The 13,833-nt window shown below is 64.0% G+C and carries 9 protein-coding genes; 6 read left to right on the forward strand and 3 right to left on the reverse strand.

What is annotated here, in order from left to right:
• Positions 1 to 40 precede the first annotated feature (40 nt).
• The 3 genes from tssC to K2U94_RS12255 all read right to left on the reverse strand — a co-directional run bounded on the left by tssC (position 41) and on the right by K2U94_RS12255 (position 3,493).
• Positions 41 to 1,555 (reverse strand): type VI secretion system contractile sheath large subunit, encoded by a 1,515-nt coding sequence (gene tssC / locus K2U94_RS12245; protein ID WP_243067480.1) that lies wholly within the window; start codon positions 1,553 to 1,555, stop codon positions 41 to 43.
• Between the two features lies 1 nt (position 1,556).
• A complete protein-coding gene (tssB, locus tag K2U94_RS12250) occupies positions 1,557 to 2,087 on the reverse strand; it encodes a type VI secretion system contractile sheath small subunit (protein ID WP_243067481.1) in 531 nt (176 codons plus the stop codon).
• 104 nt (positions 2,088 to 2,191) lie between these two features.
• A complete protein-coding gene (locus K2U94_RS12255) occupies positions 2,192 to 3,493 on the reverse strand; it encodes a type VI secretion system protein TssA (RefSeq protein ID WP_243067482.1) in 1,302 nt (433 codons plus the stop codon).
• A 128-nt stretch (positions 3,494 to 3,621) separates the two neighbouring features.
• Here K2U94_RS12255 and K2U94_RS12260 point away from each other — a divergent pair, with 128 nt between their 5' ends.
• From K2U94_RS12260 to tssM, 6 genes are read left to right on the forward strand one after another with little or no spacing between them, the layout of a single operon-like run.
• The gene (locus tag K2U94_RS12260; protein WP_243067483.1) at positions 3,622 to 5,535 is read left to right on the forward strand and encodes a type VI secretion system Vgr family protein; all 1,914 of its coding nucleotides are present in this window, start codon (positions 3,622 to 3,624) and stop codon (positions 5,533 to 5,535) included.
• Positions 5,536 to 5,561: 26 nt separating this feature from the next.
• Positions 5,562 to 6,119 (forward strand): DUF6931 family protein, encoded by a 558-nt coding sequence (locus tag K2U94_RS12265; protein WP_243067484.1) that lies wholly within the window; start codon positions 5,562 to 5,564, stop codon positions 6,117 to 6,119.
• A 43-nt stretch (positions 6,120 to 6,162) separates the two neighbouring features.
• Positions 6,163 to 7,479, forward strand: coding sequence for a type VI secretion system-associated FHA domain protein TagH (gene tagH, locus K2U94_RS12270; protein WP_243067485.1), 1,317 nt, complete (start codon positions 6,163 to 6,165; stop codon positions 7,477 to 7,479).
• Between the two features lie 33 nt (positions 7,480 to 7,512).
• The gene (gene tssK / locus K2U94_RS12275; protein ID WP_243067486.1) at positions 7,513 to 8,850 is read left to right on the forward strand and encodes a type VI secretion system baseplate subunit TssK; all 1,338 of its coding nucleotides are present in this window, start codon (positions 7,513 to 7,515) and stop codon (positions 8,848 to 8,850) included.
• Positions 8,847 to 10,241 carry a type VI secretion system protein TssL, long form gene (gene tssL, locus K2U94_RS12280; RefSeq protein ID WP_243067487.1) on the forward strand — a complete coding sequence of 465 codons (1,395 nt, stop codon included), beginning with the start codon at positions 8,847 to 8,849 and terminating at the stop codon, positions 10,239 to 10,241. The genes tssK and tssL overlap by 4 nt, the downstream gene beginning before the upstream one ends.
• Positions 10,242 to 10,262: 21 nt before the next feature.
• Entirely contained in the window at positions 10,263 to 13,832 is a 3,570-nt protein-coding gene (tssM, locus tag K2U94_RS12285; protein ID WP_243067488.1) for a type VI secretion system membrane subunit TssM, read from the forward strand.
• Position 13,833 lies beyond the last annotated feature (1 nt).

Below are 13,833 nucleotides of genomic sequence, written 5' to 3' on the forward strand. Positions count from 1 at the left end.
GATGACGTGGGCGGCAAAAAAGTCGCCGCCGAGTGTTTGATCAAGTGGGTCCGGTTCCCGTATTGGGGAGGCGCGACACCAGGCTGAGGCCGATATCCATCGCCTCCAGTTGATAATGCGGACGCAGATAGAAACGGGCGCTGTAATAGCCGGGATTTTCAGGATCCTCGAACACATCGACCTTGGCGTCGGCGAGCGGCAGCTTGGCCTTGGTCGCTTCCGAGGAATGCAGTGGATCGCCATCGACATATTGCATGATCCACTCCTGCAGCCACATGCGAAGGCCTTCCTTCTCCTTCGTGGATCCGACCTTGTCGCGCACCATGCATTTCAGGTAATGGGCGAATCGGGACACCGCGAACATATAGGGCAGCCGCGCCGACAGGTTGTCGGACGCCGTCGCCTCGGCGCCGTTCTTCCCCTCGTATTTCTTCGGCTTGTAAACGGATTGCGCGCCGATAAAGGCCGCCTTGTCGGTGTTCTTGCGATGGATGATCGGGATCAGTCCCGATTTGGCGAGCTCATGTTCGCGCCGGTCGCTGATGGCGATTTCGGTCGGGCATTTCAAATCGACGCCGCCGTCGTCGGTCGGAAAAGTGTGGGTCGGCAGGTTCAGCACCTCGCCGCCCGATTGCACGCCGCGAATGCGGGTGCACCAGCCATAATCCTTGAAAGCGCGATTGACATTGACCGCCATCGCATAAGCGGCGTTCATCCAGGCGTATTTCTCGCCCTTGTGGCCATCCGTCTCCTCTTCGAAGGCGAATTCCTCCACCGGCTCCGATTTGGCGCCATAGGGAACGCGCGCCAGCACGCGCGGCATGCAGAGGCCGATGTAGCGGGCGTCAATCTGGTCGCGCAGGCCTTTCCACGCGGCATATTCCGGCGTGTCGAAAAGCTTCGACAGATCGCGGGGATTCATCAGCTCGTTCCAGCTATCCATGCCCATCAGCGTCGGTTCGGCGGCGGCGAACAGGGGCGCGTGCGCCGCCGAGGCAATCTTCGACAGATCGCGCATGAGCTGGATGTCGGTGGCGCGATGGCTGAAATGATAATCGCAGACGATCGCCCCATAGGGCTGGCCGCCGAGCTGTCCGAATTCCGCCTCATATACTTTCTTGAAGAGAGGACTCTGATCCCAACGCGCGCCCGGATAGAGGCGCAGATTGCGATAGAGCTCGTCCTGCGAGACGTTCATCACCTTGATCTTGAGCTGCGCGTCGGTCTCGGAATTGAACACCAGATAATGCAGCCCGCGCCAACGGCTCTCGATCGCCTGGAACTCCGGGGCGTGCAGGATTTCATTGACCTGGGCGGTCAGCTTCTCGTCAAGCCTTGCGATCATGTTCTCGATCGTGTCGAGCACATCCGCGCTGACAAGATTCTGATCGGCGAGCGCCTCTTTGACCAGAGTCGAGACGGCGTTTTCGACTTCGGTCGCGGCGCGCTCTGTCCGCGGCTTGAAGCTCTGCTTCAGCAAGGCCGAAAATTCGTCGACGGTCTGGGTGTCGACCGGCGCCGGCGGAACGCGTTGAAGATCGGGTTCGGCAGCCATGTCATTCCCCGTTCGCTTCGCCCACCTGAGGCTTGGCCTCCAGTTTTTCGCGCAGGGCCGACATCAGGGCGGGATCGTTCAACAGCTTGCGCAACTGTTCTTCGGCGGCGGCCTTGCCGTCCATGTAACGCATCAGATTGGCCAATTGTTCGCGTGCTTCGAGCAGCTTGGCGAGAGCCGGAACCTGACGGGCGACGGCGGCCGGTGACAAATCACTCATTTTCTTGAATTTCAGCTGTATGTTCAGCTTATCGTCGGGCGCGTCGCCGAGCTTGTTCGCAACCCGGAAACTCGTTCCCGGCTCGATCGCGGCCATCCGCTGCTCGAAATTGTCCACGTCGATATCCAGGAAATCGCGCGCTGCGACGTCCGGCTTTTCGACTCCCGGAGAGTCCCCGGACAGGTCGGATAGAACCGCCATGACAAAGGGCAATTCGATCTTGCGCTCGGCGTCATAGGGATCGTCGTAGCTGATATGTACGCGAGGCACACGGTTGCGCCGAATGAACTTCTGGCCGCTGTCTGTGCTCATCAGCCCCCCCATCCGACCGCGCCCTTTCAGGTCGGTGTGCAGGCGCGCGCCGCATTTTCATAGGATCGCTCTAATTTGGCCGTTGTCAATACTCTCTCTTGAAGCTAGCCGGCATCCAAAGTCTTAAGCGCGTCTTCCGGTAATATTTCCTTCAGAATGCTCAGGAAGTCTTGCACTGCAAACTTGCGGGCGCGCTCGCAAAAGAAGGGCACCGGGCTTGTCGGCTCGCGCTCGGCGTAAAAGGCTTCGATCTTTCGCAATTCGGACAGCGCGGCCAGGCGATCGGCGACGATGGCGGGCGCGGACGGCGCCGCCTCCTCTGAAGGCTCCGCGGCGCCCTCGGCCAACCGGCTCACCGGCACGGCGAAGGTCTGACGGCCGCCGATTTCGATCGTTGCGGCGTCGACATGGTCCGGCAGCAGAATCCGCATAACCTCGGCGAATGTCTTGCCCACCAGGCGTTCGGCGTTGCGCACCAGCAACAAGGCGGGGCTCGAAGGCTCGAACCGCTCGAAATAGGCCGCCACCCCCGCCAGCGACGCGGCGACGGCCGCCACGTCAGCCAATCCCGATGCGGCCGAACGCGTGGCGTCGCCCATCCGCTCGGCGCCCACCGTCACCATGGAAGGCGTCGGCGCCGCCGAAGGTTCGCGCGCGCCGACGATCGCGTCGAGAAAAGCGAGGATGTCGCGGCTGAGCCCCAGAACCAGCGGCAGATCGGCGGCTTCGGCATGGCCGAGGCGTTCCGTGGTCGCTGAGTGGATGATCTCTAACGCCGCAACGAGACGGCCGAAACAATCGCGCCGGTCGACGACTTGCGCGACCTCGACGGTGGCGAAGGCCTCTCTCAGTTCGGCGGCGCCGGGGAACGTCTCGCCCTCGGCCGGCTCCGCGCCATCGGCGAGCGCCTTGCTGCGCCAGGTGACGACCCCCGAACGCGGATGGCGGATCAGCGGCGTGAATTGCAGCGGCAGGATGACATGCGGGCGATCGTCAAGCGCTTGCAGCGCGGCCACGCGCAGCGCGAAAATTCCCCCTTCGCCTTTCGGATTGACCTCGTCCCAATAGGTTTCCAACAGCTTCGCGATCAGTTCCACCGCTTCGACGAATTCGGGGAGTTTTCGGTCAAGAATGGCGTATTTCGCGAGAATGACGACCAGCCTTATGTCGCGGCTGCGTTTCAACTGGTTCAGGAGCTCCGTGATGCGCGGCTCGAAATCCCTGGAGCCGGGCGGATAAGGCCGAAGGTCGTCGCCGTCCTGCTGGAAGAACTGGCCCGGCAGCAGACTTTCCGCGCCGGCGAGGGCGTTGAAGAAATCGGCGTCGCCGGCAAGGTCAAGATCCGGACCGCAGGGATCGTCCGCGGAGACGGGTTCGAGGAGCGTCGAAATTTGCGAACGATCCATGGCCTGCGCCTTCCCGAATGCGCGCCAGAGGCCCGTCCCGCGGTTCCCTCGACAGGCGCCAAACCCTAATATATCATTGATTCCATCTTCGACGCGGCTGCGGAAGTTGAAATGCGGGACTGACCACAATGCCCAATATTTCGCAAAGCGGCCGGCCAGGACAGCTCATCACTCCGCTTGGCGACGACATTTTCGCCCTGGTTGGTTTCGACGGCGTTGAGGGCTTGAGCGAACTCTTCGAATACCGGATCGAAGCGCTCAGTGAAAATGAAGACATCGATTTCGACCGGGCGCTCGGGCGCAATTGCGCGCTGAAATTCACCAGTCCGAACGGGCCGGATCGTTATTTCAACGGGGTTCTGGTCGAGGCGCGCGCGGCGGGCGCTCGCGAGGATTTATTCGTCTATCAGCTCGTTCTGCGCCCATGGCTCTGGCTTCTGTCCCATTCGGCGGACTGCCGCATCTGGCATGAGGCGGACGCCCTCGACATTATCAAGGAGGTTTTCCGCGATCGCGGTTTTACCGACTTCAAGGACGCCACGACGACGAATTTTCCCAAGCTCGAATATTGCGTCCAATATCGCGAAAAGGATCTGGATTTCGTATCACGGTTAATGGAGCAACATGGGATTTATTATTTTTTTATGCATAGCGCCGGAAATCACATCCTGATCATTGCCGATTCAAAGTCGTCTCATCACCCAATACCTGGGCATGCCCAAATAAATTACTTTCCGAGGGCGCAGGCGCGGCGCGACCAGGAACATTTCCACAAATGGTCGGCGGAGCGGCGCTTCCGCACCGGCAAATACGAATTGAACGACTATGACTTCAAAAAGCCCGGCAAGGATCTGACCGCCCGCAAGCAGGCGAATTCGTCATACCAGAAAGGCTCGATGGAGATTTACGACTATCCCGGAAAATATGTGGAATCCCCCGATGGCGATCATTATGCGGACGTCCGGCTCAAGGCCGAACAGGCGCAGGATCGCCGCCGTTACGCCGAAGGCAATGCGATCAGCGTCTTCCCCGGCGGCCTGACCAAGGTCGAGCGGCTCGCGTCGGCATCGGAAAACATGGAATACCTGGTCGTGCGGGCGTCCCATTCTTTCGCCCAGCAATCTTACAGGTCGGGCGGCGACGGCGAGGCCGACTATTCCGGCGCCTATGAACTCCTCGACGCCAATATCCCCTTCAAGGCGTCGCTCGTCACGCCGAAGCCTCGGATCTGCGGACCGCAGACGGCGCGCGTGGTCGGCAAGGACGGCGAGGAAATCGATGTCGACGAACACGGCCGGATTCTGGTGCTGTTCCATTGGGACCGCAAGAGGAAGAAGTCGTGCCGGCTGCGCGTCGCCCAGCTCTGGTCCGGCAAGCAATGGGGCGGGCAATTCATTCCACGGATCGGCATGGAGGCCGTGGTCGAATTCCTCGAAGGCGATCCCGACCGGCCTCTGGTGGTTGGAACCGTCTATAACGGCGACAACAAATTTCCTTATGCGCTGCCCGACAACAAGACCCAGTCCGGCGTGAAATCGGATTCCTCGGTCGGGCATTCCGGCCATAACGAATTCATGTTCGAGGACAAGAAGAACGCCGAAAAAATTGCGATGCATGCACAGAAGGACCATGAGGTCGAAGTTCTGAACAAGGAAAAATGGGAGATCGGCGCGCAGTTCACGGGCGGCGGCGCCTGCCGCTCGACCCTTCTCGTCAATGGCGGCGACGATCTGACCATCAATATGGGCGACAAGACGACGACGCTGATGGAGGGGAGCGAGACAACCACGCTGATGGCCGGAAATCAGACGATCACGCTGATGGCCGGCGGTCAGACGATGACGCTCCTGGCTGGAAACCAGATGACGATGTTGGCGGCGGGCGATCAGATGAATACGGTGAATGGCAATCAAGCTACCTTTTCCACCATGAATGTCGTGATTACCGCGCTGCAAAGCATTGAACTGGTCTGCGGCGCGAGCGTTATTTCCATGACGCCGCTCAGCATCGTCATCGCTTCGCCGGCTACGGTGATCGCCTGATCGGCGCAAGATATGGGAACCTGCCAATGGGAAGCCCGCGCTTTGCGACGACGAAGGACCTTGTTGCGTCGTTTCCCTCGGCAGCGATCTATCTCCGCGAAGAGGGCTCGTCCGAGGACTCGCTTCGCTATGTCGAGCGCCGCGTCGCGGAGAACCGGCTCGATCTGGCATTGACCTATTGCGCTTTTCTCCTGCCGCGCCGCGAGGCGGTCTGGTGGGGCTGCCAATGCCTGGCCGACGTCGATGCGCTGAACGAAACGGAGCGCGACTGCCTGCGCCTGGCGCGCGATTGGGCGCAGAGGCCGGACGAAGCCAGGCGCCGGCTCGCCCTGGAGCAGGGTCTGGGCTCGAGCAAAAGCCTTTCGGGAACCTGGATCGCGCTGGCGGCGGGGCGCTCCGGCGGTAACATCGCCCCGGCCGACGCCGAGCCGGTCGCCGCCGACCCCGCAGCGACGGCCGAGGCGGTGCGCGCGGCGCTGCTCTCGGGCTCGACCCGCGTGGCGCGCGAAAAAAGGGATGCTATAATGAAAAGATGGGTGACGCTCGCCGTGTCGCACATCGAGAGCGCGGTCGAATTCCGATGAGCCGCCCAGCGGCGGCGCTGCGGGCAGATCGAGGTGGGGGGCGATGCCGCTGAAGTTGAGCATCGACAATTTCGACCGGCTGTCCGACGGCGGACCGCTGACTTTCACGATGCGTGGACAGAATCGGGCCGAAATCGGCCGCGACGCCCATCTCGACTGGCGCCTTCCGGATCCGGAGCGCATCGTCTCGGGAAAGCATTGCGAGATCACCCGCGAAGGCGACGACTATTACCTCGTCGATCTCTCGACCAATGGAACTTATGTGAACGGATCGTCGTCGCGCGTGCAGTCGCCCTATCGGCTGAAAGGCGGCGACCAATTGCAGATCGGCGATTATCTGATTTCTGTCGTCGTGACGCCTGACGCCGACATGGCTTCGGCGGAGCCCCCGCAACCGCCGCCCGCGGTCGATCGTCCGGCGTCCTACGACTCGCTCTGGGACGCGGAAGCCGACGTCGCGCCTCCGGAAGACCCGAGGCAATTTCGCCGCGCCGCCAGGAATCAGCCGATCTATTCGGACTTTCTGTATCATGCCGCCGACGCGCCGCGCGTGACCGAGCCAGAGCAATTTTCGCCTCGGCCGGGCGGCGACTTCGCCGCCACCCCGCCGCGCGAGGATCCGCTCCGCGCTCCCGCGCCGCGCCGGCCGAGGATCGAGGAGGCCGTCTGGGACGAAGCGCCGCCCGTTGTTACGCCAAGCGTCGCGCCAGACGCGGAGGCGAAAGCTCCCGCTCCGCCTCCCGCCGCTCCGGAGCCGACCCGCGCGGCCCAGCGCGCGCCATTCCCGGAAGCCGCCATCCTCGACACATTCGCGCGCGCCGCCGGCCTGCCGGAGGGCTTTTTCGCCGGCCGCGACCCGAATGAAGTCGCCGATATGCTCGGCCGATCGATGCGGGTGGTCACCGAGGAGATGAAACGTCTGCTTCAGGCGCGTGCGCAGGCCAAGAACCTGGCGCGCAGTTCCAAGCACACCGTGATCGAGCCAAGGGACAATAATCCCCTCAAATTCACCCCCACGCCCGAAGACGCCCTCCGCATCATGTTCGCGCCGCCCTCGCCGAGCTATCTCGGCGCCGAGCGCGCCCTGGCGCAAGGCTTCGCCGACCTCGGCCGTCATCAGGCGCAATGTTTTTCGGCGATGCAGCAAGCCGTCAGGCGCATGTTCGCCGATCTCGACCCCGCCAATGTCGAAGCAGCCAATCCCGCGCCGGCCGGCGTCGCCGCTTTGGTGAAATCGCACAAATCGGCGCTGTGGGACGCTTATGTCGCCGCCTGGCGCGCGACCGCGAAGGGCGGCGCCGAGGACGTCATCCAGCGCTTCATGCTGCTGTTCGGGCAAAATTACGACAAGTCGGGTTGACGACGCGACGGACGAGACAGGATAGGGGGCGCGATGTCCTGGTACAGCAAGGTGGTCTGGCGCGAAGGTTTGTTCATCCGCCCAAATCATTTCCAGCAGAGCGATCGCTATCATGAGCGGCGGCTGGACGCGCGTACGCGCCATGTCACACCTTATCCCTGGGGTTTCGCCGAACTGGAGATCGACAGCGATCTGGCGCAGCAAAGCAAATTCGGGCTGCGCCGCGCGGCGGGACTGATGCCCGAGGGCACGCCTTTCGACATGCCGGGCGACTCTCCGCTGCCGCCGCCGCTCGATGTGCCCGACAGCGCCGGCAATCTGATCGTATGGCTGTGCATTCCGGCGGCCGCGCCCAATACGCGTGAAGTCGATCACAGACCGAACGACAGCGCGTCGCGCTTCATCGAAAGCGCCGAAACCTTCATCGATTCGAGCTCGGAACTGCGCGTCGAACATGAGATCGACGTCGCGCATCCGCGGCTCGCCTTCGAACTGGGACGCACGCCGAAGGCCGGCTATCACAATCTCGCCGTGGCGCGCATCCTCGAAGTGCGCGACAAGAATCTCCTGTTCGATCCGCGCTTCGCCCCGCCAGCGCTGGTCTGCCGCGCCCATCCGGTCATCGCCGGCTGGATCGACCGGGTGGTCGGATGGGTCGAAAACAAGCTTGAGGAACTGGCGCGCTATGCCGCCGATCCGACGTCAGGCGGCGGCCTGCAAAGCGTCGACTATCTGGTGCTGCAATTGCTCAACCGATCGATCCCGAAGCTGCTGCATTTGCGCGCGTCGGCCTTTGTCCATCCAGAAAGGCTCTATGTCGAACTGACGTCGCTCGCGGGCGAACTCGCCACTTTCGCCACCGCCGACCGCCGTGCGCGAACCTATCCGGCCTATGACCACGACAGGCTCGCCGACGTTTTCGAGCCCATGTTGCGCGACCTCCAGGATTTCCTCAGCGCGCGTCTCGGACGCCGCGCCGTCCGGCTCGAAATCATCGAACGCGCCGAAAACGCTTTCATTTCGCGGATCCGCGACCGTGCGCTGTTCCGCACCGCCAGCCTCGTGCTCGAAGTCGCGGCGCGCCGGCCGCTGACCGACATTCAGTCGCAGTTCCCGAATTTGTTCAAGGTCGGTCCGAACACCAAGATGAACGAAATCGTACACGCGCATCTGCCCGGCGTTCCGCTCGTGCACCTGCCGACGCCGCCGCCGCAGATTCGCGCGATCACCGATCACGTCTATTTCCTGCTCGACCGCAATTCGCCGTTGTGGCCCGAATTCAGTTCCGCCGCCTCGATCGGCATGCATTTTTCCGGCGACTGGCCCGAACTTGAACTCGAATTATGGGCGGTTCTGGAGGACCATCGATGAGCGGGGACGGCGACGAGAGCGACCGCACCGTCTTTCGGCCGAATCCCGGCGGGCGCAGGCCGCCCCAGCCGCGCGCGCCGACGACGCCGGCGGCGTCGCCGCGACCGGCGGGCGAGAGCGGGGGCGAGGATTGGATCGCTTCGCGGCCCGAGCCGCGCGGCGCGCCGTTGCCGCAAGCGCAGGCGCTCAGCTTCGACGAACTGGTCGCGCCCAGCGCCAATCCGATCCTGCGCTCCGCCGGCCCGCTTCTTCTGCTGCTCGGTCGTTTGCGCGTCGCCGCGCTGCAGGCGTCATTCGCCAGCCTGATGGAGCAGGTCGCACAGGCGGTGCAGTTTTTCGAGAAGGATGTTCGCCAGGCCGGCGTCAGCCCCGAGGCCGCCAACACGGCCAAATATCTGATTTGCGCCACCGCCGACGACATCGTCCAGAACATCCCCACCGAGGACCGGCATGTCTGGACCCATTATTCGATGCTGAGCCGCTTCTTCGGCGAGCGGATCGGCGGCGTGCGCTTCTTCGAGGAACTCGACCGCCTGCTGGGCGACCCCGCCTCCAATTACGACGTGCTGGAACTCCAGCACGCCTGTCTCGCGCTCGGCTTCCAGGGCCGCTATCGCGCCGACCCGAACGGGATGTCGATTCTGCAGACGCGCCAGCGCAATCTTTACGAAACACTGCGACGCATTCGCCCGCGCGCCGCCGGGCTGTTGTCGCCGCACTGGGAAGGGCAGAAGCTCGCGTTGACGCGCCATCGCATCCGCGTCCCGATCTGGGCGGCGGTCGGCGTCCTCGCCGCGCTGACTTTTGGCTCCTTTCTCGTCATGCGGCTGCGGATCACGGCGGCCTCAGACGCGGTCGCCGCCGAGACGCGCCTGCTGCATCCTGAGACGCCGATCGCGCTGCAGCGCCGCGCTCCATCCCCGCCGCCGCCCCCGACCGCGCCTCAGATCGATCAGCTTGGGCGGATCCGCATGGCCCTCGCGCCGGAAATTTCGTCCGGCGCGCTGAGCGTCGATCTTTCCGGAAAATGGATCGTGATTCGCGTCGGCAGCCTGATCCTGTTCAAATCCGGCAGCGCCGACGTCCTGCCCCAATTCGCGCCAGTCGCGGAAAAGATCGCCCAAGCCGTCGAAAAGGAAGCCGGACCGATCCGCATTGTCGGCCACACTGACAATGTCCCGCTCAGCGCCACCAATCGCTTCGGATCGAATTTCAATCTCTCCGTCGAGCGCGCCAAGGCGGTGGCGGCGATGATCCGTCCGCGCCTGAGCGACCCGAACCGGATTGTCGTCGAAGGCAAGGGGCCCGACGAGCCGATTGCGCCGAACACGACAGCCGAAGGCCGCGCCAGGAACAGGCGCGTGGAAATCATGGTGACGCGCGCGGATTGATGGTTGCGAGGTAAGGGGCGGATGTTCAAATCGCCGATCGCCAAGGACATAGCGAGCATCCTGCTCTATGGCGCGGGCGTCGCCTCGGTGTCGATGATCGTCTGGACGGCGGGTCCCTATATCGCTTTTGGCGATTATCGCCCGCTCGACAATTATATCGTGCGCGAGGTCGTCATCGTCGTGCTGGTCGCCGTGGTCGCGGCGATCGGAGGAATGTCCTTCTGGCGGCGACGCAAGAACGTCGCCGCTCTGGAGGAAGGCGTGGTCGCCGAAGAGGCGCCGGACGATTCGGAGACGCTCGGCGAGCGCATGAAGGACGCGATCGCCACCTTGAAGGCGTCGAGCGGCGGCCGGTCCGATTTTCTCTATGACCTGCCCTGGTATGTGATCATCGGGCCGCCTGGCGCCGGCAAGACCACGGCGCTGGTCAATTCCGGCCTGCGCTTTCCACTGTCGCATGGCGCCACGCCCACCGCGATCGCCGGCGCGGGCGGCACGCGCTATTGCGACTGGTGGTTCACCGAGGACGCCGTGCTGATCGACACCGCCGGGCGCTACACCACGCAGGATTCCGACGCCACGCTGGACAAGAAGAGCTGGCTGGCCTTCCTTGATCTGTTGAAGACCCACCGGCCGAAGCAGCCCATCAACGGCGTGATCATCGCAATCAGCCTGCAGGATCTGCTGACCCTTTCCCAGGCGCAGATCGCCGAACACGCCCGCGCCATCCGCGCCCGTCTGGTTGAAATCCACGATCGGCTCAAGGTCGATTTTCCGGTCTATGCCCTGTTCACGAAGAGCGATCTCGTGGCCGGCTTCGTCGAATTCTTCGCCGATCTCGACGAGCACGGCCGCCGGCAGGTGTGGGGCGCCACCTTTCAGACCGCCGACAAGAAGAAGAACATGGTCGGCGAGACGCCGGCCGAATTCGACGCGCTAATCGCGCGGCTGAACGAACGCATGCCCGACCGCCTGCAAGACGAGCCGGCGCCCGCACCGCGTGTCGCGCTCTATGGCTTTCCCGCGCAAATGGCTTCGCTCAAACGCGTCGTCCACGATTTTCTCAACGCCATTTTCGAACCGACGCGTTATCACGCCAATGCGGCGCTGCGCGGCTTCTATTTCACCTCGGGCACGCAGGAAGGCACCCCGATCGACCAGCTCATCGTGGCTTTGGTCCGCAATTTCGGCGCGCGGGAGGTACGGGCGCCCGTCCTGTCCGGCCTTGGCAAGAGCTACTTCCTCAACGACCTGATCCAGAAGGTGATCATCGGCGAGGCGGCCTGGGTGTCCACCGACGTCGCCGCCGTGCGCCGCCAGATGATCATGAAGGCGACGGCGCTTGGCCTCGCCGCCGCCCTCGCGCTCGGCGCCGTCGGCGTCTGGTGGATGTCCTATACGCGCAACCTCGCCCTTGTCGGGGCCATGCGCGACGCGGATATCGAATATGTCCTCGCCGCCGGCGACAAACGCGACGAGGATGTCGTCGGGGATCGCGATTTCGACAAGATCGAACCGCTGCTGCGCAAGCTGCGGTACATGCCGGACGGATTCCAGCAGGGCGAGCCCTCCCCGCCCCTGGCGGAACGCTTCGGTCTCAGTCAGCGCGCGCGCCTCCATTCCAGCGCGATCGAGGTCTATCGCGTCGGCCTGGAGCGGCTGCTGCGGCCGCGCCTGCTTTATCGCCTCGAGGAAGTTCTCGACGCCAAACGCGACGACCCCAGCGCGCTCTATGACGCGCTCAAGGTATATATGATGCTCGGCGGCGCGCATGCGCTCGACAGGAATTTCGTGCTGTCCTGGGAGCGGCAGGACTGGCGCGACAATCTCTATCCCGGCGCTGGCCAGGAATCGGGCCGCGCCGCGCTCGAAGACCATTTGCGCGCCATGCTCGATCTCGACGACGGCAGCCCGCCGCTCGTCGAACTGAGCAGCGCCGCGATCGAGAACGCCCAGAGAATTCTGGCCCGGCTCAGCGTCGCGCAGCGCGCCTATCAATTGCTGAAATCCCAGGCGCGCGACATCCCCGACTGGAGCGCCCAGACCGCCGGCGGGCTCGACGCCGATCGCGTCTTCGAGACCACCACCGGCGCGGATCTGTCCAGCGTCCGCGTGCCCGGGTTCTATACTTACCGAGGCTTTCAGACGGGCCTGCTGGACCGTCTCGGCACGATCGCGGACAAGGTCCGCGCCGACAAATGGGTGCTGGGGCGGATTGGCGAGGAGACCGACGTCGCGGCGCAATTCAATAGCCTGCCGGGCGATGTCTATCAGCTCTATGCGAAGGATTTCGTCGGCGCCTGGAAGGAGGCGCTCGCCAGATTGCAATTGCGCCGGCTCACCGCCGACAAGCCGCGCTATCTGACGCTATCGGCGCTGGCGGCGCCGTCTTCGCCTTTGCGCGCGCTCATGGAATCCGTTCGCGACGAAACCTCTCTGACCCGCGAGCGGCCGAAACCAAAGGGCGGGGCCGCCGGCGCCGCCGACCGGAACCCGCCGGCCGCGCCCCTGTTCAACGAGGCGGCCATGGGCGCGCCGGGCGCGAGCATCGAAGCGCAGTTCCGGCCGCTGGCCGAATGGGTCGAAGGCTCGCCGCCCAATCGGCCGATCGATCAATTGCTCGGCAGGCTGAACGAGATCAAGGACAATCTCATCATTTCGACGAGCGTTCCAGCGCAGGCGGCGCAGGCCAACGCCAGCCTGCAGGCGCAATTGCAGAACCTGCGGGCGGCGGGGGCGCGGCTGCCGCCGCCCTTCGACACCATGATCAGCCGCGCGGCGGGCGCCTTCGAAACAGAAGTCAATAATTCGCTGCTCGGACAGCTCACCCGCGCGCTCGGCAATCAGGTGACCGGCCCCTGCCTGCAACTCATTCCCGGCCGCTACCCGTTCGATCGCGGGGCGCGCAGGGAGATCGCCCTGGCCGATTTCGGTCGCCTGTTCGGCGTCGGCGGCGTCATGGACCGTTTCTTCCAGAACAATCTGGCGAAATATGTCGACCAGTCGAAGCGAGCCTGGATCTGGCGGCGCGACGACGCGCTCGCCAGCACTTTTTCGCCGACGACCTTGGTCGAATTCCAGCGCGCCGAGAAGATCAGGGACGCCTTTTTTTCGACTGGCGGCGTCATGCCGTCGATCAATATCCAGGTCTTTCCGCCGATCCTGAGCGGCGCCGGCGCCACCGCCAAATTCGAGGCCAACGGCGCCTCGGTCACATCGCAGGCCGGCGCGCCGGCGGCGTCGGGCGCGATCCAATGGCCGGGCGCAGCCGCCGGCGGCCGCGCCGCGGTCAGCCTGGCCTATGATCCCAACGCCGCATTGGCCTCCCTGGCGACCGCCGACAATTCGCCGTCGCCGGCCGCGCCCACCGCCGTGTCGTCGACCGCGGTCTCCGCGGTTCTGGAGCGGACGGGCGCCTGGGCTCTGTTCCGCCTTCTCGACGCCGCGGGAGCCCGGCAGCATGGCGACCGCATGTCCGCGAGTTTCATTTTGGGGGGGCGTGAATTGCAATACCAGTTCGCATTCGGGACGAGCGCCAATCCCTATCTGCTGCCGGCTTTGCGGGAATTCCGCTGCCCGGCGGGCCTTTAGC

The sequence above is a fragment of the Candidatus Rhodoblastus alkanivorans genome, assembly GCF_022760755.1.
In the GTDB taxonomy this organism is placed as follows: domain Bacteria; phylum Pseudomonadota; class Alphaproteobacteria; order Rhizobiales; family Beijerinckiaceae; genus Rhodoblastus; species Rhodoblastus alkanivorans.

Coding starts and splice junctions, on each gene's coding strand:
- tssC (WP_243067480.1), bottom strand. CDS start 1,555: ATGGCTGCCGAACCCGATCTTCAACGCGTTCCGCCGGCGCCGGTCGAC.
- tssB (WP_243067481.1), bottom strand. CDS start 2,087: ATGAGCACAGACAGCGGCCAGAAGTTCATTCGGCGCAACCGTGTGCCT.
- K2U94_RS12255 (WP_243067482.1), bottom strand. CDS start 3,493: ATGGATCGTTCGCAAATTTCGACGCTCCTCGAACCCGTCTCCGCGGAC.
- K2U94_RS12260 (WP_243067483.1), top strand. CDS start 3,622: ATGCCCAATATTTCGCAAAGCGGCCGGCCAGGACAGCTCATCACTCCG.
- K2U94_RS12265 (WP_243067484.1), top strand. CDS start 5,562: ATGGGAAGCCCGCGCTTTGCGACGACGAAGGACCTTGTTGCGTCGTTT.
- tagH (WP_243067485.1), top strand. CDS start 6,163: ATGCCGCTGAAGTTGAGCATCGACAATTTCGACCGGCTGTCCGACGGC.
- tssK (WP_243067486.1), top strand. CDS start 7,513: ATGTCCTGGTACAGCAAGGTGGTCTGGCGCGAAGGTTTGTTCATCCGC.
- tssL (WP_243067487.1), top strand. CDS start 8,847: ATGAGCGGGGACGGCGACGAGAGCGACCGCACCGTCTTTCGGCCGAAT.
- tssM (WP_243067488.1), top strand. CDS start 10,263: ATGTTCAAATCGCCGATCGCCAAGGACATAGCGAGCATCCTGCTCTAT.